The organism is Micromonospora sp. BQ11 (assembly GCF_052068135.1).
Classification (GTDB): domain Bacteria; phylum Actinomycetota; class Actinomycetes; order Mycobacteriales; family Micromonosporaceae; genus Micromonospora.
Window position 1 is genome coordinate 88841 of the sequence record NZ_JBQHDB010000004.1, and the last position, 22781, is coordinate 111621.

At 74.1% G+C, this 22781-nt stretch carries 19 protein-coding genes; 13 read left to right on the forward strand and 6 right to left on the reverse strand.

The window, feature by feature from the left end:
* Nucleotides 1-3: 3 nt before the first annotated feature.
* The 4 genes from ACTMSW_RS10035 to ACTMSW_RS10050 are packed head-to-tail and all read right to left on the reverse strand — an operon-like array spanning nucleotide 4 to nucleotide 6313.
* The gene (locus ACTMSW_RS10035; RefSeq protein WP_441180267.1) at nucleotides 4-363 is read right to left on the reverse strand and encodes a CPCC family cysteine-rich protein; all 360 of its coding nucleotides are present in this window, start codon (nucleotides 361-363) and stop codon (nucleotides 4-6) included.
* On the reverse strand, nucleotides 323-1108 hold the full coding sequence (locus ACTMSW_RS10040) for an SAM hydrolase/SAM-dependent halogenase family protein (RefSeq protein ID WP_441180268.1): 786 nt from the start codon (nucleotides 1106-1108) through the stop codon (nucleotides 323-325). The genes ACTMSW_RS10035 and ACTMSW_RS10040 overlap by 41 nt, the downstream gene beginning before the upstream one ends.
* Before the next feature lie 10 nt (nucleotides 1109-1118).
* Nucleotides 1119-1610 (reverse strand): GNAT family N-acetyltransferase, encoded by a 492-nt coding sequence (locus tag ACTMSW_RS10045; RefSeq protein ID WP_441180269.1) that lies wholly within the window; start codon nucleotides 1608-1610, stop codon nucleotides 1119-1121.
* Between the two features lie 50 nt (nucleotides 1611-1660).
* A complete protein-coding gene (locus ACTMSW_RS10050) occupies nucleotides 1661-6313 on the reverse strand; it encodes an Lhr family helicase (RefSeq protein ID WP_441180627.1) in 4653 nt (1550 codons plus the stop codon).
* 190 nt (nucleotides 6314-6503) lie between these two features.
* Here ACTMSW_RS10050 and ACTMSW_RS10055 point away from each other — a divergent pair, with 190 nt between their 5' ends.
* From ACTMSW_RS10055 to ACTMSW_RS10105, 11 genes are all read left to right on the forward strand, one after another.
* Entirely contained in the window at nucleotides 6504-6887 is a 384-nt protein-coding gene (locus tag ACTMSW_RS10055) for a hypothetical protein (RefSeq protein ID WP_441180270.1), read from the forward strand.
* Nucleotides 6888-7045: 158 nt separating this feature from the next.
* Nucleotides 7046-9883 (forward strand): Na+/H+ antiporter subunit A, encoded by a 2838-nt coding sequence (locus ACTMSW_RS10060; RefSeq protein ID WP_441180271.1) that lies wholly within the window; start codon nucleotides 7046-7048, stop codon nucleotides 9881-9883.
* 43 nt (nucleotides 9884-9926) lie between these two features.
* Nucleotides 9927-10412 (forward strand): Na(+)/H(+) antiporter subunit C, encoded by a 486-nt coding sequence (locus ACTMSW_RS10065; protein ID WP_441180272.1) that lies wholly within the window; start codon nucleotides 9927-9929, stop codon nucleotides 10410-10412.
* Nucleotides 10409-11914 carry a Na+/H+ antiporter subunit D gene (locus ACTMSW_RS10070; protein WP_441180273.1) on the forward strand — a complete coding sequence of 502 codons (1506 nt, stop codon included), beginning with the start codon at nucleotides 10409-10411 and terminating at the stop codon, nucleotides 11912-11914. Before ACTMSW_RS10065 ends, ACTMSW_RS10070 begins: the two co-directional genes overlap by 4 nt.
* A gap of 173 nt (nucleotides 11915-12087) precedes the next feature.
* On the forward strand, nucleotides 12088-12660 hold the full coding sequence (locus ACTMSW_RS10075) for a Na+/H+ antiporter subunit E (RefSeq protein WP_441180274.1): 573 nt from the start codon (nucleotides 12088-12090) through the stop codon (nucleotides 12658-12660).
* 1 nt (nucleotide 12661) lies between these two features.
* Entirely contained in the window at nucleotides 12662-12925 is a 264-nt protein-coding gene (locus ACTMSW_RS10080; RefSeq protein WP_441180275.1) for a monovalent cation/H+ antiporter complex subunit F, read from the forward strand.
* Nucleotides 12925-13251, forward strand: a complete 327-nt coding sequence (gene mnhG, locus ACTMSW_RS10085) for a monovalent cation/H(+) antiporter subunit G (protein ID WP_441180276.1) — start codon at nucleotides 12925-12927, stop codon at nucleotides 13249-13251. Before ACTMSW_RS10080 ends, mnhG begins: the two co-directional genes overlap by 1 nt.
* Before the next feature lie 224 nt (nucleotides 13252-13475).
* The gene (locus ACTMSW_RS10090) at nucleotides 13476-15035 is read left to right on the forward strand and encodes a M28 family metallopeptidase (RefSeq protein ID WP_441180277.1); all 1560 of its coding nucleotides are present in this window, start codon (nucleotides 13476-13478) and stop codon (nucleotides 15033-15035) included.
* A gap of 196 nt (nucleotides 15036-15231) precedes the next feature.
* Entirely contained in the window at nucleotides 15232-16596 is a 1365-nt protein-coding gene (locus ACTMSW_RS10095) for a hemolysin family protein (RefSeq protein ID WP_441180278.1), read from the forward strand.
* Nucleotides 16593-17657 carry a hemolysin family protein gene (locus ACTMSW_RS10100; protein ID WP_441180279.1) on the forward strand — a complete coding sequence of 355 codons (1065 nt, stop codon included), beginning with the start codon at nucleotides 16593-16595 and terminating at the stop codon, nucleotides 17655-17657. The genes ACTMSW_RS10095 and ACTMSW_RS10100 overlap by 4 nt, the downstream gene beginning before the upstream one ends.
* Nucleotides 17658-17773: 116 nt before the next feature.
* Nucleotides 17774-18715, forward strand: a complete 942-nt coding sequence (locus ACTMSW_RS10105) for a sporulation protein (RefSeq protein WP_441180280.1) — start codon at nucleotides 17774-17776, stop codon at nucleotides 18713-18715.
* A 16-nt stretch (nucleotides 18716-18731) separates the two neighbouring features.
* Here the strand turns inward: ACTMSW_RS10105 and leuE are convergent, their stop codons facing one another.
* Entirely contained in the window at nucleotides 18732-19400 is a 669-nt protein-coding gene (leuE, locus tag ACTMSW_RS10110) for a leucine efflux protein LeuE (RefSeq protein WP_441180281.1), read from the reverse strand.
* Nucleotides 19400-20641 carry a bifunctional pyridoxamine 5'-phosphate oxidase family protein/GNAT family N-acetyltransferase gene (locus ACTMSW_RS10115; RefSeq protein ID WP_441180282.1) on the reverse strand — a complete coding sequence of 414 codons (1242 nt, stop codon included), beginning with the start codon at nucleotides 20639-20641 and terminating at the stop codon, nucleotides 19400-19402. The genes leuE and ACTMSW_RS10115 overlap by 1 nt, the downstream gene beginning before the upstream one ends.
* A gap of 38 nt (nucleotides 20642-20679) precedes the next feature.
* On the opposite strand from ACTMSW_RS10115, the gene ACTMSW_RS10120 reads away from it, so the two are divergent.
* Nucleotides 20680-22020 (forward strand): aminotransferase class I/II-fold pyridoxal phosphate-dependent enzyme, encoded by a 1341-nt coding sequence (locus tag ACTMSW_RS10120; RefSeq protein WP_441180283.1) that lies wholly within the window; start codon nucleotides 20680-20682, stop codon nucleotides 22018-22020.
* 56 nt (nucleotides 22021-22076) lie between these two features.
* Nucleotides 22077-22775: a UdgX family uracil-DNA binding protein gene (locus ACTMSW_RS10125; protein WP_441180284.1), complete on the forward strand. Its 699-nt coding sequence runs from the start codon at nucleotides 22077-22079 to the stop codon at nucleotides 22773-22775.
* Nucleotides 22776-22781: the final 6 nt, after the last annotated feature.

Below are 22781 nucleotides of genomic sequence, written 5' to 3' on the forward strand. Positions count from 1 at the left end.
GCGTCAGACGCGCTCGTCGGGGCGGGCCGGGCGGACCATGTCCTGGTAGCGGGGGTGGCTCGCGCCGTAGACGGCGAAGTTGAGCCGGGCGTGCGTCAGACTGAGGTCCCCGTTCGGCCCGCCGCGCACCACGTCGGCATCGGTGTCGCCCTGGCCGTCATCGGTCCAGAAGCACACCGGGCACGTGCCGCCCCCGGTCCGCGCGCCGCAGCAGGGACAGGGCACCGGAACCCATCGCTCACCCACCCCGGCAGCATTCCACAGTCCATCCAGGTACGCGGGTCCGGGAGCCGTCCGTTTCAGCCCTTGGTCCGAAGGGGAATCAGCCCGCCACCACGCGCAGCAGATCGCCGGGCGACACACCCAGCACGTCCACCGCCCGACCCCGGTTCACCGCCACCGCCACCAGTCCGGCCGAGTCGGGGTGCACCACCAGAGCACCCGGTGCGGCGTCGCCGAACGTCCGCCCGCGTACCGCCGCCCGGTCGGCGACCCGCACCCGGTGCGGCAGCGGCTCCAGCAGCGTGGCCGGGGCGGCGAGCTGCACGTTGCCGAAGTGGTCCACGGTGAGCACCTCGGCGGTGAACCCGTCCGCCGCCGGCCGGACCACCGGTGCCGGCGCCCGCACCAGGCCGTCCGGGTCCACGGTCGGGCCCGCCCCGGTCAGCGGCGCGCCCAGCGCCAGCCGGGCGGCCACCGGTGCGAACACGTCCCGCCCGTGGAACGTGGCGGACACGCGTGGGGCGAACCACTCCGGATTGGTCAGCTCGACCGCCACCCGGATCCCGCCCAGCGCCGCCGCCGCGTCGAGGAGCAGGCCGTTGTCCGGTCCGACCAGCAGCCCGTCCGGGGTGTCGAGGACGATCCCCCGCCGCTCGGTGCCCACGCCCGGGTCGACGACCGCGACGTGCACCCCGGCGGGCAGGTACGGCACGGTCTGCGCGAGCACGGTCGCGCCCCGGCGTACGTCGGCCGCCGGAACCAGGTGGGTCACGTCGATCACCCGGGCGGTCGGCGCGAGCCGGGCGATCATCCCGTGGCAGGCGGCCACGAAACCGTCGGCCAGACCGTAGTCGGTGGTCAGCGAGATCCAGGATGTCGGCGCCATGCGGCACACGCTAGTCGCGCAGGCGCCGCTCCAGGACCAGCTCGTCGTGCAGCGGGATCCCGTCCTCGCCCACCTGCGGGATGCCGGGCTTGAGCCGCCGGGCGCGGTCGACGGCCCCGGGATCCACGCCGACCAGCCGCAGGCCGCGCCGCTGGTAGAAACGCAGCGCCCGTAGGTTGTCGTTCGTGGTGATGAGCCACAGCCGGTCCCGGCCCTCGGCCCGGGCCACCTCCGCCGCGGCGGCCAGCAGCGCGGTGCCCGCGCCGCCACCGCGCGCCGCGGCGACGATGCTGACCACCTCCAGGCCGTCACCGTCGGAGTGGTACGCGAGCGCACCGGCCACCGTGCCGTCACCGGCCACCGCGACCAACGTCGGCAGCGTGCGCAGGTCGTAGCGCGTGTCGTGGGCGATGACGTACGGACCACCCCACTCACGTTCGTGCAGCGCATCGACCGTGTCCCGGTCGCCCGCCCGCATCGCCCGAGTCGTGATCCCGTGCACCGTCGTTCCCTCCGCCCGAGCCGGATGGTAGCCGCAGGTGGACACGTTGGTCAGCCGCGCAGGCGCAGCCCGCGCGGCGTGGCCCGGAAGCCGGCGGCGGTCAACGCGTCGCGCAGCGGCGACGAGTGCACCGCCTCGCCGTCGGCCCGCTCGACCGACATCGCGCCCAACGCTCCGGAGTGGACGGCGTCGGCGAGGGCCTTGCCGGCCGCGGCCAGGGCGTCGGTGTCGTCGGTGAAGGAGAGGATCGTCCGGCCGCCCCGTTCGACGTACAGCACCAGGTCACCGGCGACCAGCACCACCAGGGCGCCGGCCTTGCGGCCCGCCCGGTGCCCGGTCGCCGGTGCCGCGCCGTCGCCGGAGTCGACGACCCGCTCCGGCCAGGGCAGTGCCGCCCCGTACGGGTTGGCCGGGTCGGTGGCGGCGAGCACCAGCGTGGGCCCGCCCCGGCCCCGCCCGCCGTCGGCGGGCTCGGCGAGGGCCCGGATCCGGTCGACCGCTCCGGGCACCGCGAACTGGGCCGCTCCCAGACCCTCCACGAAGTAGCCCCGGCGGGCGGCACCGCGTTCCTCCAGAGCGGACAGCACCGGGTAGACCGCGGCGAAGCCGCCGGTGACCTGTTCGGCCATGACCGCGCCGCGGGTCACCACACCGTGCCGTTCGAGCAGCACGTCGGCGAGCGCCGCGGCCCGCCGGGTGGGGTCGGTGTCCCGCTCCGGAAGGCGTGACCAGCGACCGGCGACCGTCGGGGGGCCGCCGCGACTGGGCAGGGCCACCCGGCCGGGCCGCCGGTAGCGGGTACGCGGAGCGGTCGGGCGGGACCGGTGCGCCCCGCCGCCGCCCAGCACGGCACGCAGCGGCGCGAGGGTGTCGTTGGTGAGGTGCCCGGCCCACACCAGGTCCCAGATGGCGCTGGTCAGCGCGGCGTCGTCGGTCGAGCCGACCCGGTCGGCGAGCGGCCGGAAGAACAGCGCCTGCCCCTCGGCCAGCGCCTCCAGCACCGCCTCGTGCAACGGGGTGAGGGTCAACGCGTCGTCGGTCGGGGGCAGCAGCAGCGGGGCGGTGTCCGCGTACGCCAGGGTGACCCAGCCGTCACCGCCGGAGATCGCCCCGGAACCGGCCCAGAACACCTCGCCGCTGGCGCACAGCTCGTCGAGCTGGGCGGGGGAGTAGTCGGCGACCCGGCCGGGCAGCACGAGACGTTCGAGTGCGGACGCCGGCACCGCCGCGCCCTGCAACTGCTCGACGGCCGCGGCGACGGCCTCCACGCCCCGCGCCGAGGAGCCGACCTGCTGCCACCGGGGCAGGAACGCGGCCAGCGCGCGCGGCGGCACCGGCTCGATCTCCCGGCGCAGAGCGGCCAGGGACCGCCGGCGCAGCAGGCGCAGCACCTCGGCGTCGCACCACTGGGTGCCCACGGTGTCCGGAGCGAACTCGCCGGAGACGACCCGGCCGGTGGCGGCGAGCCGGCGCAGCGCCTGCTCCACGACGAACACGCCGAGTCCGAAGCGCGCCGCGCAGGTGGCGGCGGCGAACGGGCCGTGGGTGCGGGCGTACCGGGCGACCAGGTCGCCGAGGGGATCCGCCACCGGTGCCAGGTACGCCTCGGCGATCCCGACCGGCATGGCCACCCCGAGCGCGTCCCGCAGCCGGGCGGCGTCCTCCACGACGACCCACCGGTCCTGGCCGGCGATCCGGAGGCGCAGGACCCGACGGGCGGACTCCAGACCGGTCAGCCACTCGACGGGGGCGCCGCGCTCGGCCAGCTCGTCGGCGCTGAGATCGCCGACCACCCGCAGCAGCTCCACCACGTCCTCGGCGTCGCGGGGCCGGCGCTGGTCGGTGCGCCAGCGCAGCTGCCGCTCGGTCTCGGCGAGCACCGCCGGGTCCAGCAACTCCCGCAGGTCGACCCGGCCGAGCAGCTCGCCGAGCAGGGCCGAGTCCAGTGCGAGGGCGGCGGCACGTCGCTCGGCGAGGGGAGCGTCCCCCTCGTAGAGGAACGCGCCCACATAGCCGAACAGCAGGGACCGGGCGAACGGCGACGGACGCTCGCTCTCCACCTCGACCAGGCGCACCTTGCGGGCGGCCAGGTCACGCATCAGCGTGGCCAGGGCGGGCTGGTCGAAGACGTCCTGGAGGCACTCCCGGGCGGCCTCCAGGGTGACCGGGAAGTCGGCGTACTCCCGAGCCACGTCGAGCAGCTGTGCGGCGCGCTGGCGCTGCTGCCACAGCGGCTGGCGGCGACGCGGGTCGCGGCGGGGCAGCAGCAGCGACCGGGCGGCGCACTCCCGGAACCGGGACGCGAACAGCGCGGACGTGCCGACGGACTCCTCCACCAGCTGGGCGATCTCGTCGGGCTCGAAGACCACCACGTCCGCGCCGGGCGGCTCGTCGGCGGTGTCGGGCAGCCGCACCACGATCCCGTCGTCGGAGGGCATGACCTGGGCGTCCACCCCGTACCGCTCGGCGAGCCGGCGGCCGATCGCCAGAGCCCACGGCCCGTTGACCCGGGCTCCGAGGACGCTGTGCACGGCGAGCCGCCAGTCGCCCAGCTCGTCGCGGAACCGCTCCACGACGACGGTGCGGTCGTCGGGGAGCGACCGGGTGGCGGCCTTCTGCTCGCGCAGATACGCCATCAGGTTGCCGGCGGCCCAGTCGTCGAGCCCGCCCGCGCGCAGGGCGGCGACCGCGTCGGCGTCACTCTGCCGCAGCAGGGCACGCACCCGGGCGCCGATGGCCCGCCCCAGCTCCACCGGCCGGCCGAGCTGGTCGCCCTTCCAGAAGGGCATCTTCGCCGCCTGGCCGGGCGCGGGGGAGACCAGCACCCGGTCCGGGGTGATCTCCTCGATGCGCCAGGAGGAGGAGCCGAGCAGGAAGACGTCACCCACCCGGGACTCGTAGACCATCTCCTCGTCCAGCTCGCCGACCCGGGCGGCACGCTCCGCGCCGGCCAGGAAGACCCCGAAGAGCCCCCGGTCGGGGATCGTGCCGCCGCTGGTGACCGCCAGCCGTTGCGCGCCCGGACGGCCGGTGAGGGTGTCGGTGGCCCGGTCCCACACGAGCCGGGGCCGCAGCTCGGCGAAGGCGGTGGACGGGTAGCGCCCGGAGAGCATGTCGAGCACCGCGTGCAGCGCCGAGTCGGGCAGCTCGGCGAAGGGCGCGGCCCGCCGGACGAGCACGGCCAGGTCGCCGATCCGCCACGGCTCCAGCGCGACCATGGCGACGATCTGCTGGGCCAGCACGTCGAGCGGGTTGCGCGGGTAGTGCAGCTCCTCGATGGCGCCGCAGCTCATCCGCTCCGCCACCACCGTGCAGGAGAGCAGGTCGCCCCGGTGCTTGGGGAAGACCACGCCCCGGGACACCGCGCCGACCTGGTGCCCGGCCCGACCGACCCGTTGCAGGCCGGCGGCCACGCTGGGCGGAGCCTCGATCTGCACCACGAGGTCGACGGCGCCCATGTCGATGCCCAGCTCCAGGCTGGAGGTGGCGACCACGGCGGGTAGCTGCCCGGACTTCAGCGCCTCCTCGATGTGCTTGCGCTCCTCCCGGGAGACGCTGCCGTGGTGGGCGCGGGCGATCACCGGTGGCGCGCCGGCCGCCGCGCCCGCCTGCGCCATCAGGTCGGCGGGCGTCCGGCCGGCCCGGACCGGCCCGACCGGCCCACCCCAGGCGTCCGCACCCCGTGCCGCGCCGTCCCGCTCCGACGCCTCCCCGGGTACGCCCCGAGCCGCGCTCGCGGGTCCGTCCCGGCCGCTCTCGGTGCCGCCCGGACCGGCAGCCGCCTCGATCTCCTCGGCGGCCAGCTCGTTGAGCCGGGCGCAGAGGCGTTCGGCCGAGCGTCGCGAGTTGGTGAAGACGATCGTCGAGCGGTGCGCCCGGATCAGCGAGAAGACCCGCTCCTCGACGGCGGGCCAGATCGACGCCCGGCGGGAGCCCAACCCCCCGAGGTCGTCCTCCGGCGGCTCCTGCTCGTCGAGGCGGGTCATGTCCTCCACCGGGACCTGGACGCTGACCTCGATCGCCTTGGCGGTGGGCGGGGCCACCACGTCGACCGGCCGGGCGCCGCCCAGGAACCGGGCGCATGCGTCGACCGGCCGAACCGTCGCGGAGAGACCGATCCGCTGTGCCGGGGTGGGCAGCAGCTCGTCGAGACGCTCCAGGGAGAGCGCGAGGTGTGCACCGCGCTTGGTGCCGGCGACCGCGTGCACCTCGTCGATGATCACGGTCTCGATGCCCCGCAGCGAGTCCCGAGCCGCGGAGGTGAGCAGCAGGAACAGTGACTCGGGGGTGGTGATGAGGATGTCCGGCGGGGTGCGGGCGAAGGCTCGCCGCTCGTCGGCGGGGGTGTCGCCGGTACGCATGCCGACGGTGATCTCCGGTGGGGCGACGCCCAGCCGGGTGGCCGCCTGCCGGATGCCGGTCAGCGGGGTGCGCAGGTTGCGCTCCACGTCGACGGCGAGGGCCTTGAGAGGGCTGACGTAGAGGACCCGGCAGCGGCGCCGGGGGTCGGTCGGCGCCGGCTCCCGGGCCAGCCGGTCGAGCGACCAGAGGAAGGCGGCGAGTGTCTTGCCGGAACCGGTCGGTGCCACCACCAGGGCGTTGTGGCCGGCGGCGATCGAACTCCACGCCCCGGTCTGCGCCGCGGTGGGCGCGGCGAAGGCGGCGGTGAACCACTCGCGGGTGGCCGCACCGAAACCCGCCATCACATCCGTCACGCCCTCCATCCTGCCTCGCCGGTGTGACACTCACCGACGGGCGAACGCTGATTCTGTCCAGGTCCGGCGCTTAAGTGATGGATGTGGCAACGAACGCGGTACGTCCCACTTAACTGCTTGCTTCTGCCGCACAACATAAAGTAACTTCACTCGCAACGTGGCGGGTGGAGGGGATCGGATGACGGTCGAGAGACGGAGTGTCGAGCCCGGCACCGACGTGCTCATCCGCAAGGTCGATGGTCATCTCGCCGCGCTCCGCACCGGCCTCACCGGTGCGGACCTCGCCCTCGCCGAGGGGCTCGCCCACGCCCTGCGCGAGCTCGTCGTCTCCACCGCGCAGGCCAGCGCCGCCGACCGGGGGCAGGTGCGTGCCGCGGTGCACTTCTTCGTCCTGCGGCGCGAGAGCCGGGGCCGCCTGCTCTCGGTGCGCTCGCTCGCGGCGGCCCAGCGCGTGGTCAACCGGGTCGTCCTGCAGTTGGGCCGGCCCGACCTGCTGGTCGAGTCGCGCCGCGAGTGGTCGACCCGCGAGGCCACGCTGCCCGCCGACGCCGCCGTCTCCTGACCGAACACGCGACGTCTTCCGCCAATTACGGCAAAACGCCTTCGGCGGACGGCGAACTGGCGTCTGATCGCACCTAGGTGCCGTCACCACCGGACGGCTCGCGCGGCGCGGCCCGCCCGTCTCCGGCGCGCGCCGCTGCAACTCGACCGGGAGTGCGGGTGCTCGTACTGCTGATCCTCCACCTCGTGGCGGCCCTCGTCGCGCCGCTGTTCGTCCGGTGGTGGGGGCCGCGTGCCTGCTATCCGCTCGCCCTCGCCCCGGCCGCCGCGTTCGCCTGGGCCGTGGCCCGCACACCGGCCGTACGCGACGGCGGGGCGGTCGTCGAGACGTACCCGTGGATCCGGCAGCTCGGCCTCGACCTCGCGTTCCGCATGACGACGCTGTCCTGGCTGATGACCCTGCTCGTCGGCGGTGTCGGCGCCCTGGTGCTGGTCTACAGCGCCCGCTACTTCCGCCCCGGCTCGCTCGGGCTGGGCCGCTTCGTCGCGGTGCTGGTGGCGTTCGCCGGTGCGATGCTCGGCCTCGTCCTCGCCGACGACCTGCTGCTGCTCTACGTCTGCTGGGAACTCACGACCATCTTCTCGTACCTGCTGATCGGCCACAGCACCGAGCGACGCTCCAGCCGCTGGGCGGCCGCCCAGGCGCTGATCGTCACCACCTTCGGCGGGCTGGCCATGCTGGTCGGATTCATCATGCTCGGCGAACACGCCGGCACCTACCGCTGGTCGGCCATCGCGGAACGGCCCCTGCCCGGGGGTGCCTACCTGGTCACGGCGGTGGTGCTGATCCTGGCCGGCGCGTTGTCCAAGTCGGCGGTGCTGCCGTTCCAGTCCTGGCTGCCGGTGGCGATGGCGGCGCCCACTCCGGTCAGCGCGTACCTGCACGCCGCGGCCATGGTCAAGGCGGGCGTGTACCTGCTCGGGCTGCTCGCGCCGGCGCTGGCGGCGGTGGGACCGTGGCGGCCGGTGGTGACGGTCGCCGGCCTGGCCGGCCTGCTGGTCGGTGGCTGGGCGGCGTTGCGGCAGACCGACCTCAAGCTGCTGCTGGCGTACGGCACCGTCAGCCAGCTCGGCCTGCTCGCCGTGGTGCTCGGTGCGGGTACCGCGGACGCCGCGCTGGCCGGCGTGGGGATGCTGCTGGCGCACGCCCTGTTCAAGGCGGCGCTCTTCCTCGTCGTGGGCATCGTGGACCACGGAGCCGGCACCCGGGACCTGCGCGAGCTGTCCGGGCTGGGCCGGCGGGCCCCGCTGCTGGCCGCCGTCTCGCTGGTCGCGGCCGCGTCGATGGCCGGGCTGCCGCCCCTGGTCGGTTTCGTGGCGAAGGAAGCGGTCTTCGCCGCGTTCACCGACCGCCCGGTGGTCCTCACCGGTCTGGTGGCGGGTACCGCGTTGACCGTCGCCTACAGCGCGCGCTTCGTCTGGGGCGCGTTCGCCACCCGCCCCGGGGTGACACTCACCGACGTCGGGCGGGTCGCCCCGGCAATGCTCACACCGCCGGCCGTGCTGGCCGGGGCCGGGCTGGTCGCCGGTCCCGTCGCCGGGGTCCTGGACGGCCTGCTCAGCCCGTACGCGAAGATCTTCGGCGCGGTGGACTACCACCTGGCGCTGTGGCACGGCCTCAGCCCCGCGCTGGGTCTCTCCGCCCTCGCCGTGGCCGGCGGAGGGGCGCTGTTCGCGCTACGCGGCCCGCTGGCCCCGGCGCTGGCCCGGCTCCGCGCGCCGATGAGCGGCAACCAGGGGTACGAGTGGCTGACCCGCCGCTTCGACCGGGTCGCCGTCGAGGTGACCGGCGCCACCCAGCGGGGTTCGCTCCCGCAGTACCTCGGCACCATCCTGGTCACCCTCGCGGTGGTGACCGGCGCGGCGCTGCTGGCCACCGAGCCCTGGCGGCAGCGGGTCGTCCCGTGGGACACCCCGTTGCAGGTCGTGGTGGTGGCGGTGGTCTCCGTCGCGGCGTTCCTCGCGGTGGGCGCCCGACGGCGGCTCACCGCGATGCTGCTGGTCGGGACGACCGGGTACGGCACCGCGATGCTCTTCGTGCTGTACGGGGCACCGGACCTCGCGCTGACGCAGTTCCTCGTGGAGACGGCCACGATCGCGGTGTTCGTGCTCGTGCTGCGGCGGCTCCCGGACCGCTTCTCGGCCCGCCCGCTGCGACGCAGCCGCTGGGTACGCCGGGGAATCGGCGTCGCGGTCGGGGTCGTCACCGCCGGGCTGGCGCTGACCGCTGCGGCCTCCCGGTCGGCGCCCGCCATCTCCGGCGCGTTCCCGGAGTTGGCGGTCGAGCAGGGGTACGGCCGCAACGTGGTCAACGTGACCCTGGTCGACATCCGGGCCTGGGACACGATGGGGGAGCTGGCCGTGCTGGTGGTGGCCGCGACCGGCGTGGCCAGCCTGATCTTCCAGCGCTCCCGGACCGGCCCCCGGCCCCGCCGGCCGGAGCCGTCGAGCCGAGGGAACCGGCCCGGTCGGCCGGTCTGGCTGCGCGGCGGGGCGAGTCTGGAGGAGCGGCGCCGCTCGATCGTGCTGGAGGTGGTCACCCGGCTGCTCTTCCACACCGTGGTGGTCTTCTCCCTCTTCCTGCTCTTCTCCGGGCACAACGCACCCGGCGGCGGCTTCGCCGGCGGCCTGGTGGCGAGCCTCGCGCTGGCCGTGCGCTACCTCGCCGGTGGCCGGTACGAGCTGGCCGAGGCCGCCCCGGTCGGCGCGGGCACCGTCCTCGGCGCCGGCCTGGCGATCTCGGTCGGCACCGGGGTCGTGGGGCTGGCCCTCGGCGCGCCGGTTCTCTCCAGCGCCAAGGTCGACGTGTCGCTGCCCCTGATCGGCGACTTCTACGTGGTCACGTCGCTGATCTTCGACGTCGGGGTCTACCTGGTGGTGGTCGGGCTGGCGCTGGACATCCTGCGCAGCCTCGGCGCCGAGGTGGACCGGCACATCGAGGCCGCCGGACGTTCGGGCGAGGCCCTGCCGATGCACCGGACCGGAGAATCCCCATGAGTGCGAGCAATGAGCCGTTCCGGTCGCGGACACGGGTGGTCCCGTGACGGGCGGCGGCGCGGGACCGGCCCTGGCGCTGGTCGTCGCCGTCGGCGTCCTGGTCGGCTGCGGGGTGACCTTGCTGCTGGAGCGCAGCCTGAGCCGGATCCTGCTCGGCGTCATCCTGCTCGGCAACGGGGTCAACCTGCTCATCCTGCTGGGCGGTCGGCCCGGGGCGGCACCCCTGGTGGGTACCGCCCCGACCGGGGAGCTGAGCGACTCACTGCCGCAGGCGATGGTGCTCACCGCCATCGTGATCACGTTCGGGCTGACCGCGTTCCTGCTGGCGGTGAGCTACCGCGCCTGGTACCTCACGGGCGACGACGAGGTGCCCGACGACCTGGAGGACCGACAGGTGGTACGCCAGGCCGAACGCAACGAGGTGACCACCGCCGACTTCGGCGGCGAGGGCCCGGACGCGGACCCCGAGCAGGTCGACCCCGGACCCGCGCGCCGCCGGCGACCCGGACGCGAGGAGGGGCCCCGGTGAGTCAGCTTCTGCCGCTGCCGGTGGTGGTGCCCCTGCTGGGTGCCGCGCTGACCCTGCTGCTGGCGCGGTGGCCGAACCTGCAACGCGCGGTCAGCGTCGTCTGCCTGACCACCACCCTCGCCGTGGCGGTGGCGCTGCTCGTGCAGGCGTACCGGCACGGGCCGGTGGTGGTGCAGGTCGGCGGGTGGCCGGCACCGGTCGGCATCGTGCTGGTCGCCGACCAACTGGCGGCGTTGATGCTCGTGGTCTCGTCGGCGGTGACCCTCTGCGTGCTCTTCTACTCCATCGGACAGGGCCAGAGCGACACCGGCGAGAGCTCGCCGGTGACCATCTACCACCCGACCTACCTGGTGCTGACCGCCGGCGTGACCAGCGCCTTCCTCGCCGGCGACCTGTTCAACCTCTTCGTCGGCTTCGAGATCCTGCTCGCCGCGAGCTTCGTGCTGATCACCCTCGGCGGCACGGAGACGCGGATCCGCACCGGCTCGACGTACGTGGTGGTCAGCATCCTGTCGTCGATGACGTTCCTGACCGCGGTCGGTCTGGTGTACGCGGCCACCGGCACGCTCAACATGGCCCAGCTCGCCCAGCGACTCGACGCGCTGCCCGCCGGCGTACGGCTGGTCCTCCAGCTCATGCTGCTGCTGGCCTTCGCGATCAAGGCGGCGGTGTTCCCGCTGTCGGCGTGGTTGCCGGACAGCTACCCGACCGCGCCGGCCCCGGTGACGGCGGTCTTCGCCGGCCTGCTCACCAAGGTCGGCGTGTACGCGATCATCCGGACCGAGACGCTGCTCTTCCCGGACGGGCGGGTCAACGGATTCCTGCTCGTGGCGGCCGGGCTGACCATGGTGGTGGGCATCCTGGGCGCGGTCGCCCAGTCCGACATGAAGCGGCTCTTCTCGTTCACCCTGGTCAGCCACATCGGCTACATGATCTTCGGGGTGGCGGTGGGCACCGTCGCCGGTCTCTCCGGCGCGATCTTCTACGTGGTGCACCACATCACCATCCAGACCACGCTCTTCCTCGTCGCCGGTCTGGTCGAGGAACGGGCCGGCAGCACCGACCTGCGCCGCCTCGGCGGGTTGGCCCGGGTGGCACCGCTGCTCGGCGTGCTCTTCTTCGTACCCGCGATGAACCTCGCCGGAGTGCCGCCGTTCTCCGGGTTCCTCGGCAAGCTCGGCCTCCTCCAGGCCGGCGTCGCCGCCGGTGGCCCGCTGCCCGGGGCGCTCGTCGCGGCCGGGGCGCTCACCAGCCTGCTCACCCTCTACGTCGCGTCCCGGGTGTGGAACATCGCCTTCTGGCGGGCGCCGCGGCTGGCCACCGCCGAGCCGGCCGTACGGCTGCCGGCGCTGATGGTCGGCGCGACGATCGCCCTGGTGGTGCTCGGTCTGGCGCTGACCGTGGTGGCCGGACCGCTGTTCGAGGTGACCGCCGACGCGGCCGCTGACCTGCGCGACCGTGGCCCGTACGTCCGCTCGGTCCTTCCCGGGGCGACGCCGTGAGCGCGAGGAGTGAGCCGGTCCTGCGAGCCCCGCAGTCGCGAACAGGGAGGGTTCCGTGAGCGCGAGGAGTGAGCCGGTCCTGCGAGCCCCGCAGTCGCGAACAGGGAGGGTTCCGTGAGCGCGAGGAGTGAGCCGGTCCTGCGAGCCCCGCAGTCGCGAACAGGGAGGGTTCCGTGAGCGCGAGGAGTGAGCCGCGTGGCCGGATCGGGCGGGGGCGTGACCGGCTCGTGGCCGTCGGCTGGTTGGTGCTGCTGTGGAACCTGCTCTGGGGTGACGTCTCGTGGGGCAACCTGGTGGGCGGCGTGCTGGTCGCCGGTGCGGTGCTGCTGTTCTTCCCGCTGCCCCCGGTGACCTTCGGCGGGCGGGTACGACCCCGGGCCGTGCTGGTCCTCCTGCTCCGCTTCGCCGGAGAGCTGGTCACCGCCAGCGCGAACGTGGCCCGGATCGCCGTGCGACCCGGCTACCGGCCCCGGGGGGCGATCATCGCGGTGCGGATGCGGGTGCGCACCGACCTGAACCTTGCGCTCACCGCCGAGGTGCTGTCGCTGGTGCCGGGCACGCTGGTCGTCGAGGTGGACCGGGACGCCGGAGTGATCTACGTACACGTGCTGGACGTGCGCGACCCCTCCGACCTGGTCGACAGCCGGGACCGCATCCACGCCGTCGAGCGGCGGCTGGTCCGCGCGTTCGGCTCCGCCGCCGAGGTACGCCTCGTGGAGAGCGCCACCATCGAGAAGGGAACCTGACGTGACCATCGTCCTCGCCGTCGTCCTGACCGGCCTGTTCTCGGTGACCGCGCTGCTCGCGCTGGCCCGGCTCTATCGTGGCCCGTCCCTGCTCGACCGGGTGGTGGCCGCGGACATGCTGCTGGCCACCATGGTCGGCGCGGTCGGCGCGGAGGCCGCCGTGAACCGGCACTCCACCACGCTGCCCGTGCTGGTGGCGCTCTCCCTGCTCGGCTTCGTCGGATCGGTGGCGTTGGTCCGGTTCGCCGCCCGGGACGGGTCCTGATGTTCGCCACGGCGGCCGACTGGCTCGGCGCCGGGTGCCTGGTGGCCGGTGCGATGCTCAGCCTCGCCGCCGGCATCGGGGTCCTGCGCTTCCCGGACACGCTGAGCCGCATGCACGCCGCGACGAAGCCGCAGACGCTCGGGGTGCTGCTGCTGGTGGCGGGCTTGGCGCTGCGCCTGCGGACCTCCGGTGACCTCGGCATGATCGGGCTGGTCGCGCTCTTCCAGTTGGCGACGGCCCCGGTCGCGGCCCAGATGATCGGCCGCGCCGCCTACCGCTCCGGCGCCGTCGACGAGACCCTCCTCGACCCCGACGAGTTGCGGTAAGGAAGGGCCCCCGCTTAACGCCTCCGGTAGAGGAAGGGTCCCTTCTTAACAGTCGGGGAGGACCCGTCCCAATTCCGGATGGGCGGCGATTCTGCCGTCTTGCGTCTTGCCCGGGGTGGGCTTCGGATGCACCCTTCGCAGTGACATTCGTCGATCAATGGATGTCACCGCGGTTGCCGCCGGACCGGCGCGACCGGGGACCCCGCCCGTACCCCGGAGGACCCATGAGACCCCGTACCCCTCGCTCCGCCTGGCTGGCCGTGCTGGCCGCCGCGGCCGCGACGGCCCTGACCGCCTCCTCGGCCGCCGCCGCCCCCACCGCACCGGCGCGCGCCGTCGCCTCGCCGGCGGCCCTCGCCGCCCCGGACATCCCGCTGGCGAACGTCAAGGCGCACCTGACCCAGTTCCAGTCCATCGCCACCGCCAACGGCGGCAACCGGGCCCACGGTCGGCCGGGGTACCTGGCGTCGGTCAACTACGTGAAGGGCCAACTGGACGCGGTGGGCTTCACCACGACCGTGCAGTCGTTCACCTACAACGGCGCCACCGGCTACAACCTGATCGCCGACTGGCCCGGAGGCGACCCGAACGCCGTGGTGATGAGCGGGGCCCACCTGGACAGCGTCGCCTCCGGACCGGGCATCAACGACAACGGGTCCGGGTCGGCGGCCATCCTGGAGGTGGCGCTCGCCGTGGCGCGCAGCGGCTTCACCCCCACGAAGCACCTGCGCTTCGGCTGGTGGGGCGCGGAGGAGCTGGGTCTGCGCGGATCGACGTACTACGTGAACAACCTGCCGACGGCCGAGCGCTCGAAGATCAAGCAGTACCTCAACTTCGACATGGTCGGCTCGCCCAACGCCGGCTACTTCGTGTACGACGGCGACAACTCCGACGGCGTGGGCTCCGGCCCCGGCCCGGCCGGCTCCGCCCAGATCGAGCAGACCATCCAGGCGTACTTCACCTCGATCGGGGTGCCGACCCGGGGCACCGACTTCGACGGCCGCAGCGACTACGGGCCGTTCATCCGCGTCGGCATCCCGGCCGGCGGCACGTTCACCGGCGCGGAGGGCACCAAGACCAGCGCCCAGGCGTCGCTGTGGGGAGGTACGGCGGGACAGGCGTTCGATCCCTGCTACCACCGCTCCTGCGACACCAGCGTCAACATCAACGACACGGCGTTGGACCGCAACGCCGACGCGATCGCGTACACGGTGTGGACCCTCGCAGGAGCTTCGACCCCACCGGGTACGACGATCTACAGCGACACCTTCGAGACCGCGACCGGCTGGACGACCAACCCGGCCGGCACCGACACCGCGACCCTCGGACGGTGGGAGCGCGGCGACCCGGCGGCCACCAGCTCCGGCGTCGCAACCCAGCTCGGCACCACCGTCAGCGGCAGCTTCGACCTCGTCACCGGGCCGCTGGCCGGCAGCAGCGCCGGGGCATACGACCTCGACGGCGGGGTGAGCACGATCCAGTCCCCGGCGATCACGCTGCCCTCGACCGGGTCGCTGAACCTCTCCCTCTCCTGGTACCTCGCCCACCTCAACAACTCCAGCAGCGCGGACTACCTGCGCGTACGGGTCGTCGGCGGAAGTACCGTGACGGTCCTGAACGCGACGGGGGCGGCGACCGACCGGGCGGCCGCGTGGCAGACCGCCGGTGCGGACATCTCGGCCCTGCGGGGACAGACGGTACGGATCGTCATCGACGCGGCGGACGCCAGCGGCGCCAGCCTGGTCGAGGCGGCCGTCGACGACGTGAAGATCACCCAGAGCTGACGCGTTGTTAAGAAGGGCCCCCTCCTCTACACGAGGCGTTAAGAGGGGGCCCTTCCTTACACCTTCAGCGGACGTTCAGCGTTCTTGGATAAAATGGCGGCATGATCGACTCGTCTGCCCAGGAGGGCAGCAGTAGCAAGCCGGGCCCGGCCCGGCTTCCCTCGACCCCGACGACCCCGGGAGCCCTGAGCGACCCGTGTTGATCGTCGTTGGCCTCCTGCTCATCATCGTTCTCACCGCCGCCACCGGCTACTTCGTGGCCCAGGAGTTCGGTTACGTCGCCGTGGACCGCGGCAAGCTCAAGCAGCTCGCCGACGACGGGGACAAGGCCGCGGCCCGGGCCCTGGAGGTGACCGGCCGGCTGTCGTTCATGCTGTCCGGCGCCCAGCTCGGCATCACCGTCACCGCCCTGCTGGTCGGTTACGTCGCCCAGCCGTACCTGGGCGCCGGTCTGGCCGACCTGTTCGACGTGGCCGGGGTCTCCACCGCGGTCAGCCTGCCCCTGGCGGTGGTGCTGGCCCTGCTCATCGCCACCGTCGTCCAGATGGTCCTGGGCGAGCTGGCGCCGAAGAACCTGGCCATCGCCCGCGCCGAATCGCTGGCCCGGGCGCTGAGCCGTTCCACCCTGATGTACCTGCGGGTGGCCGGCCCGGTCATCACGCTCTTCGACCGCGCCGCCGTCCGGCTGCTCCGCCGGGTCGGCATCGAGCCGATCGAGGAACTGCCCAGCGGTGCCACCCCGGAGGACCTGGAGCAGATCATCGCCGAGTCCCGGGAGGAGGGGCACCTCACCGCCGAGATGTCCACCCTGCTGGACCGGGGGCTCGACTTCCGCGAGCTGACCGCCGGGGAGGTCATGGTGCCCCGGGTCGACGTGCACACCGTACGCGCGCACGAGCCGGTCAGCCGGGTCGTCGAGCTGCTAAACACCGGCCGCTCCCGCTTCCCCGTACGCGGCACCGAGGGCGTCGACGACCTGGTCGGCGTCGTGGGTATCGCCGACGTGCTGGGGGTGCCCCTGGAACGTCGCGCGACCACCCCGGTGAGCGACGTGGCCGTACCGCCGCTGCTGGTGCCCGAGACGCTGCCGCTGCCGACGGTGCTGGACCGGCTGCGGTCCGGACACCGGCAGCTCGCCTGCGTGGTCGACGAGTACGGCGGCTTCGCCGGCGTCATCACGCTGGAGGACATCGCCGAGGAACTGGTCGGCCCGATCCGCGACGAGGACGACCCGCCCGAGCGGACCCCGACCCGCCAGGACGACGGTTCCTGGGTGGTGCCGGCCCGCTGGCGGATCGACGAGGTCGCCGACAGCACCGGCATCGCGCTGCCCGAGGCCCCGGAGTACGACACTCTCTCCGGCCTGGTCATGCGTGAGCTGGGTCGGGTTCCCGAGGTCGGTGACCGGCTGGAGATCAACCTGCCGGTCGACGGGGACGACGTGCCCGCCGGCTCCCGGGCCCTGGTCGAGGTGCTCGCGGTCGACCGGCACGTGGCCGACTCGGTGCGGCTCCGGCTCGCCGGCGTGGGCGCCGGCCCGAACGGCGAGGAGCGGTCATGAGCCCGGGGATCGCGCTGTTCACGTCGGTGATCCTGCTGGCCCTGAACGGGTTCTTCGTGGCGGCCGAGTTCGCGCTGATCGCCAGCAAGCGCTACCGGCTGGAGCACGCGGCGGCCGGCGGTGGCCGGGCGGCGAAGGCGGCCCTGGACGGCGTCCGGGAGCTGTCCCTGATGCTGGCCGGGGCGCAGCTCGGCATCACCCTCTGCACGCTGGGTCTCGGCGCGCTCGCCGAGCCGGCGATCGAGCACCTGCTCAGTCCGCTGCTGCACGGGGTGGGCCTGCCCGACGCGGCGAGCCACGCGATCGCGCTGGTGTTCGCTCTCGGCCTCGTCACGTTCCTGCACCTGGTGGTCGGCGAGATGGCCCCGAAGTCGTGGGCGATCACCGACGCCGAACGTTCCGCGTTGCTGCTGGCGCTGCCGTTCCGGGCGTTCGCCCGGCTCGCCCGCCCGGTGCTGTCCGTGCTGAACGCCCTGGCCAACGGCATCCTGCGGCTGCTCAAGGTGAACCCGCAGGACCAGTTGGCCCAGGTGCACGGCCCCGACGAGCTGCGCATCCTGCTGGAGCAGTCCCGCGAGCACGGGACGCTCGGCGCGGAGCAGCACAGGCTGCTGACCAGCATGCTGGAGCTGCAGGGCACCACGGTCGCGCAGGTGATGGAGCCGTTCAGCCGGATGGTGACGGTCCGCTGCGACGACGACGCCGGCCGGATCGAGCAGGTCAGCCGGGACAGCGGACGCTCCCGCCTGGCGGTGCTGGACGCCGCCGGTGACGTCTGTGGCCTGGTGCACGTACGGGAGGCGGTGCGGGCCACGGCCACCCGGCCGACGGCCACCGCCGGTGACCTGATGACGAACGCCTTCACCCTGCCGGCGGCGGCGACCGTCAGCGAGGCGGTGGCGGCGATGCGGGCCCGGCAGTCGCAGTTGGCGCTGGTGCGCAACGGCGGCGGGCCGACCCGGCCGATCGGATTCGTCGCGCTGGAGGACCTGCTGGAGGAGGTCATCGGCGAGTTCGACGACGAGACCGACCCGGTGCCGCGCGGGCGCCGCCTGCGCTGACCTGGCGCGCCGATCCCGGTGGTTGCGCGGGGTCCTTCAGGGGTAAGCCGCGGCGGGACCGGACGGTCCCGCCGCGGCACCCGGGCGGTGCCGCGTCCGCCGGAACGGGGAGCGCGGTGCGGCTGACAGGCGTGTCACCGGAGTCGGGCAGGACGGGCCTGACGGTGCGTACCGCCCTGGCCAACGCGAGCACCCGGCCCGGCCTCCGCCTGCCCGGCCGGGTGACCGTCACGGCCGGGTCCACGGACGTACCGGTGCGGCACGTCCGGCTCGGCCTGGTCGCCACCGCCGAACCGGACGACCCGGAGGCGCCCAAGCGTCTGGTGCAGTTCCACCAGGCGCAGGTCGCCGAGGGCTTCGTGCTGCGCGCCCGGCGGGCCCGCACGATCCCGTTCGAGTTCCCGCTGCCCTGGGAGACCCCGGTGACGATCTTCGGCGGGGTGCCGTTGCTCAGCATGCGGACGGGGCTGCGGACCGAGGTGGCGATCGACCCGTCAATGGACCAGGGCGCCATGGTGCCGGTCTTCGTCCATCCCCTCCCCACGCAGGCGCACGTCCTCGCCGCGCTGGACACTCTCGGCTTCAGCATGCGTCAGGCCGGTCTCGTGGACAGCCGGCTGCCCGGTGTGGAGCAGATCCTGCCGGTGCACCAGCGGTTGGGCTTCTGGGCGGCGCCCATCTACGCCGGGCCGATCACGGAGATGGAGGTGACCTTCGTGGCCAGCGCGGCGGGCCTGGAGGTGATCCTGTGGATGGACCGGCGGTTGTCGCTGGCCGGGATCACCCACCAGAGCATCAGCCGGTTCCGGGTGTGGCACACCGGCGCGGAACAGCGGGACTGGGTGGCCACCGTCGACGGCTGGTTGCGCGAGGCGATCAACCGGCACGCCGCCGCGGCGGCCCACGCCGACTGGTCTGCGACCATCACCGAGTCGGCGCACGTCAGCCGCCGCCCGGACCAGCCCATCGCGCCGGGTTACGGCCTGGGCGGCGTCGCCGGCGGTGCCGGGATCGGTGGCGGCGGTGGCGGAGGCGGAGGCGGAGGCGACGGCACCTGACCGTGCGCCGGTGAGGTCAGACGCTGGCGGTGGCGAGCTTGACGCTGAAGCCCAGGAAGAGGGCCGCCACGCCGGTGGTGGCGCCGGCGGCGAGGCGGCGGCGCTGGCGGAACTGCGCCGCCAGGAACGTGCCCGCGAAGATCAGCATGGTCAGGTAGAGCGCGCTGGTGACCTGGGCGATCAGCCCGAGCAGCAGGAACGACAGCGCCGGCCACGCGTAGCCCGGGTCGACGAACTGGATGAAGAACGAGATGAAGAACAGGATCGCCTTCGGGTTGAGCAGGCTGATCACCAGCGCCTTGCGGAACGGACTGCGCATCGCCGCCGGCTCCGCGGCGTCGATGAGCCGCGGCGCGGTCGGGTCGTTGCGCGTCCGCCAGCGCCGCCAGGCCCCGCGGAGCATCGTCAACCCGACATAGCCCAGGTACGCGGCGCCCGCGTACTTGATCACCAGGAAGAGCGGCGGGTACGCCTTCAGCAGCGACGCCACTCCGGCGGCGGAGAGGAACATCAGCACTCCGTCGCCGACGAACACCCCGCCCGCGGCCCGGTACCCGGCACCCACGCCCCGCCGCGCGGCGGTGGAGAGCACGAAGAGCGAGTTGGGTCCGGGTAACAGAATGATCGCCACGGTGCCCAGGACGTACGTCCAGATGTCGGTGATGCCCAGCACGCCCGCCATCATCACGCCACGGGTGCCGTCGGGCGAAGCCTTTCCCGCAGCCTGGCCTGTGCGTTCGGCCACTCGTCGGCGAGCATCGAGTAGAGCGCCGACTCCCGCCAGGAGCCGTCCGCCCGGCGCCGGTTGGCGCGCAGGGTGCCCTCGCGGGTGGCGCCGAGACGCTCGATGGCCCGCTGCGAGCGCTCGTTCTGCGTGCTCGTCTGCCAGGTGACCCGAACCGCGCCCAGGTCCTCGAAGGCCCGGGTGAGCAGCAGCAGCTTCGCCTCGGTGTTGATCCCGGTGCGCCACCAGTCCCGACCGATCTGGGTGAAGCCGATCTCCAGCGACCGCAGCTCCTCGTCCGGCTCGTAGTAGGAGGTGGTGCCGACCACCGCCCCGGTCGCCGCGCACCGTTGCACCCACGGCACCCGGACACCCCGCCGGTGGGCGTCGAGCGCGGTGCGGACGTACCCGGCCATGTCGTCGGCCGAGCGGGGGCGAGAGCTGCCCACGTGCCGCCACACCTCCGGGTCGTCGAGGGCCGCGTACAGCTCCTCGGTGTGGGTGAGGTCCAGCGGCTCCAGCACCACGTGCTCCCCGCGCAGCACCGCCGGATCCCGCCAGGGGGAGCGGGCCGGTCGGAGGTACGCCGGAACGGGCGCGACGACCCCGTCGGCCGGCTCGGCCGCCCCGGCCGTCAGGCGCAGCGGTACCACCCCGGCCCAGTGGGGCAGGTCGAGGTCGGCCGGCTCCTCGCTGACCCCGCCGGTGCGGGACCGGGTGGACACCTCCCGCAGCGGCAGCGCCAGCACGGCGGTCTCGGCCAGCTCGCGTCGGCTCGGCGGCCGGCTCTCCGCGCTGCGCCCGGCGCCCACCTTCTCCACCAGCGCGGTCATCGCGGCGGCCTTCTCCCGCTCGTCGGTGACCAGATGGGCCGTGCCGTGTGCGACCACCGAGCGGTAGTTGGCGCTGTGGTGGAACTGCGAGCGCGCGTAGACCAGGCCGTCGAGCAGGGTGACCGCCACGCAGACCGGCAGCCCGTCGCCCCGGGCGGCGAGCAGTGGCCGGCTGCCGGTGGAGCCGTGCAGGTAGAGGGTGTCGCCGACGCGCACGTGCAGGGTGGGCAGTGCCCGCGGCTCGCCGTCGACGGTGAAGGTCAGCACACAGTGGTACGCCTCGTCGAGCACGGCGTGGGCCGCGTCGGCGTCGTAGCTCATCCGGTCGCGCGTGCGGGTGGCGGTGGTGCGGGGAGTCGGAGGGTACATGCGACAAGCCGCCTTTGTTCTAGTACAATCTCTCAACTGTGGCAGCACATTATCAGATCACCGGCGCGACGTCGGCCGCGATTTCGGCCAGCGTGGAATCCGGCGTCCGCTCCGGCGCGCTGTCCCCCGGCGCCGCCCTGCCGGCGGTCCGCGTCCTCGCGGCCGACCTGGCGGTCAGCCCGGCCACCGTGGCACGCGCCTACCAGGAGCTGCGCCAGCGCGGCCTGGTCGTCACCGCCGGCCGGCACGGCACCCGGGTGCGCCCCCGTCCGCCGGTGGCGGGCCGCCGGTCCGCTCTGCTGCGGCCGACCCCGCCCGGGGTCCGCGACCTGTCGCTCGGCCAACCCGACCCCCGGCTGCTGCCGCCGCTCGGTCCGCACCTGGCGGCGCTCGCGGCGCAGGTCGGACCCCCCACCGGGTACGCGGGCCGCACGGTCCTGCCCGCGTTCGCCGAGGCCGCCCGGGAGCGGCTGGCCGCCGACGGCGTCCCGGCCGACGACATCACCGTCACCGGAGGGGCGTTGGACGGCATCGAGCGTCTGCTCGCCGCCCACCTGCGGCCGGGGGACGCGGTCGCGGTGGAGGACCCGGGCTGGGCCAACCTGCTCGACCTGGTGGCCGCGCTCGGGCTGCGGCCGATCGGTGTCCCGGTGGACGACGAAGGCCCGACCGAGGCCGGCGTGGCCGCCGCGCTGACCCTCGGCGCACGGGCGCTGGTCGTGACCAGCCGTGCCCAGAACCCGACCGGCGCCGCGCTCTCCGCCGAGCGGGCCGGGCGGCTGCGGACGCTGCTCGCCGGCCGGGAGGACCTTCTGGTCATCGAGGACGACCACGCCGCGGAGCTGGCCCGCGTACCGTTGCGTCCGCTCGCCGGGGCGACTCCGGCGTGGGCCTTCGTCCGGTCGGTGAGCAAGCCGTTCGGGCCCGACCTGCGGCTCGCGGTGGTAGCCGGCGACGAGGCGACCGTCGCCCGGGTGGCCGGCCGGCTGCGGGTCGGCGCCGGCTGGGTGTCCACCGTGCTGCAACGTCTCGTGCTCACCCTCTGGTCCGACCCGGCCGTGGCCGAGCGGGTGAGGCGGGCAGGGGAGAGCTACGAGCGCCGCCGCGCCGGGCTGCTCGCCGAGCTGGCCGACCGGGGCGTCCCGGCCCGGGGGCGCAGCGGCATCAACGTCTGGGTGCCGGTGCTCGACGAGACCAGCGTGGTCACCGCCCTGCGGGACGCCGGGTGGGCGGTCGCCCCGGGCGGGCTCTACCGGATCGGCGCCGAGCCGGCGGTCCGACTCACCGTCAGCACGCTCGACGACGCCGACCTGGCTCCGCTGGCGGACGCGGTCGCCCGCGCCGTCCGGCCGGGCGCCGCCGCGAGCTTCTCCACCTGACCCGGCGGGCGTGGCGGGCCGGCGTGAGTGGGCCGGAACGGGGTAGAACGGTCGTCATGGCCGAGACCGACACCGCCCCCGGTGCGCAGCAGTTCATCCCGCCGCAGGCCGACACGCTCGACGAGCTGCGCGCGGCGGCCACCGGCTGCCGAGGGTGCGAGCTGTACCGGGACGCCTCGCAGACGGTCTTCGGCCGGGGCGACGAGAGCGCGCGGGTGGTGCTGGTGGGGGAGCAGCCCGGCGACATGGAGGACCAGAAGGGGCTTCCCTTCGTCGGTCCCGCCGGGCGGCTGCTGCGCAGGGCGGTCGACGACGCCGGCCTGGACCCGGGGCACATCTACCTGACCAACGCCGTCAAGCACTTCCGCTTCGAGCTGCGGGGCAAGCGGCGCATCCACCAGACCCCGGACCGGGTGCACATCACCGCCTGCCGTCCCTGGCTGGTCGCCGAGTTCGCCCGGCTCCGTCCGGAGATCGTGGTGGTGCTCGGGGCGACCGCGGCGAAGGCGCTGCTCGGCCCGACCTTCCGAGTCACCCGGCAGCGCGGCGAGCTGCTGCCCTGGCCGGCCTCGGCCCAGCATCCGGAGGACTTCGCCCGGGTGCCGGTGGACAACGCCGGGACGGTGGCGGACGCCCTGGAGGCCCGCCTGCTGGCCACCATCCACCCGTCCGCGGTGCTGCGCGCCGACGACCAGGACGCGGCGTACGACGGACTGGTCGCCGACCTGACCGTGGCCGCCCGCGGCCTCGCCTGACCGTCA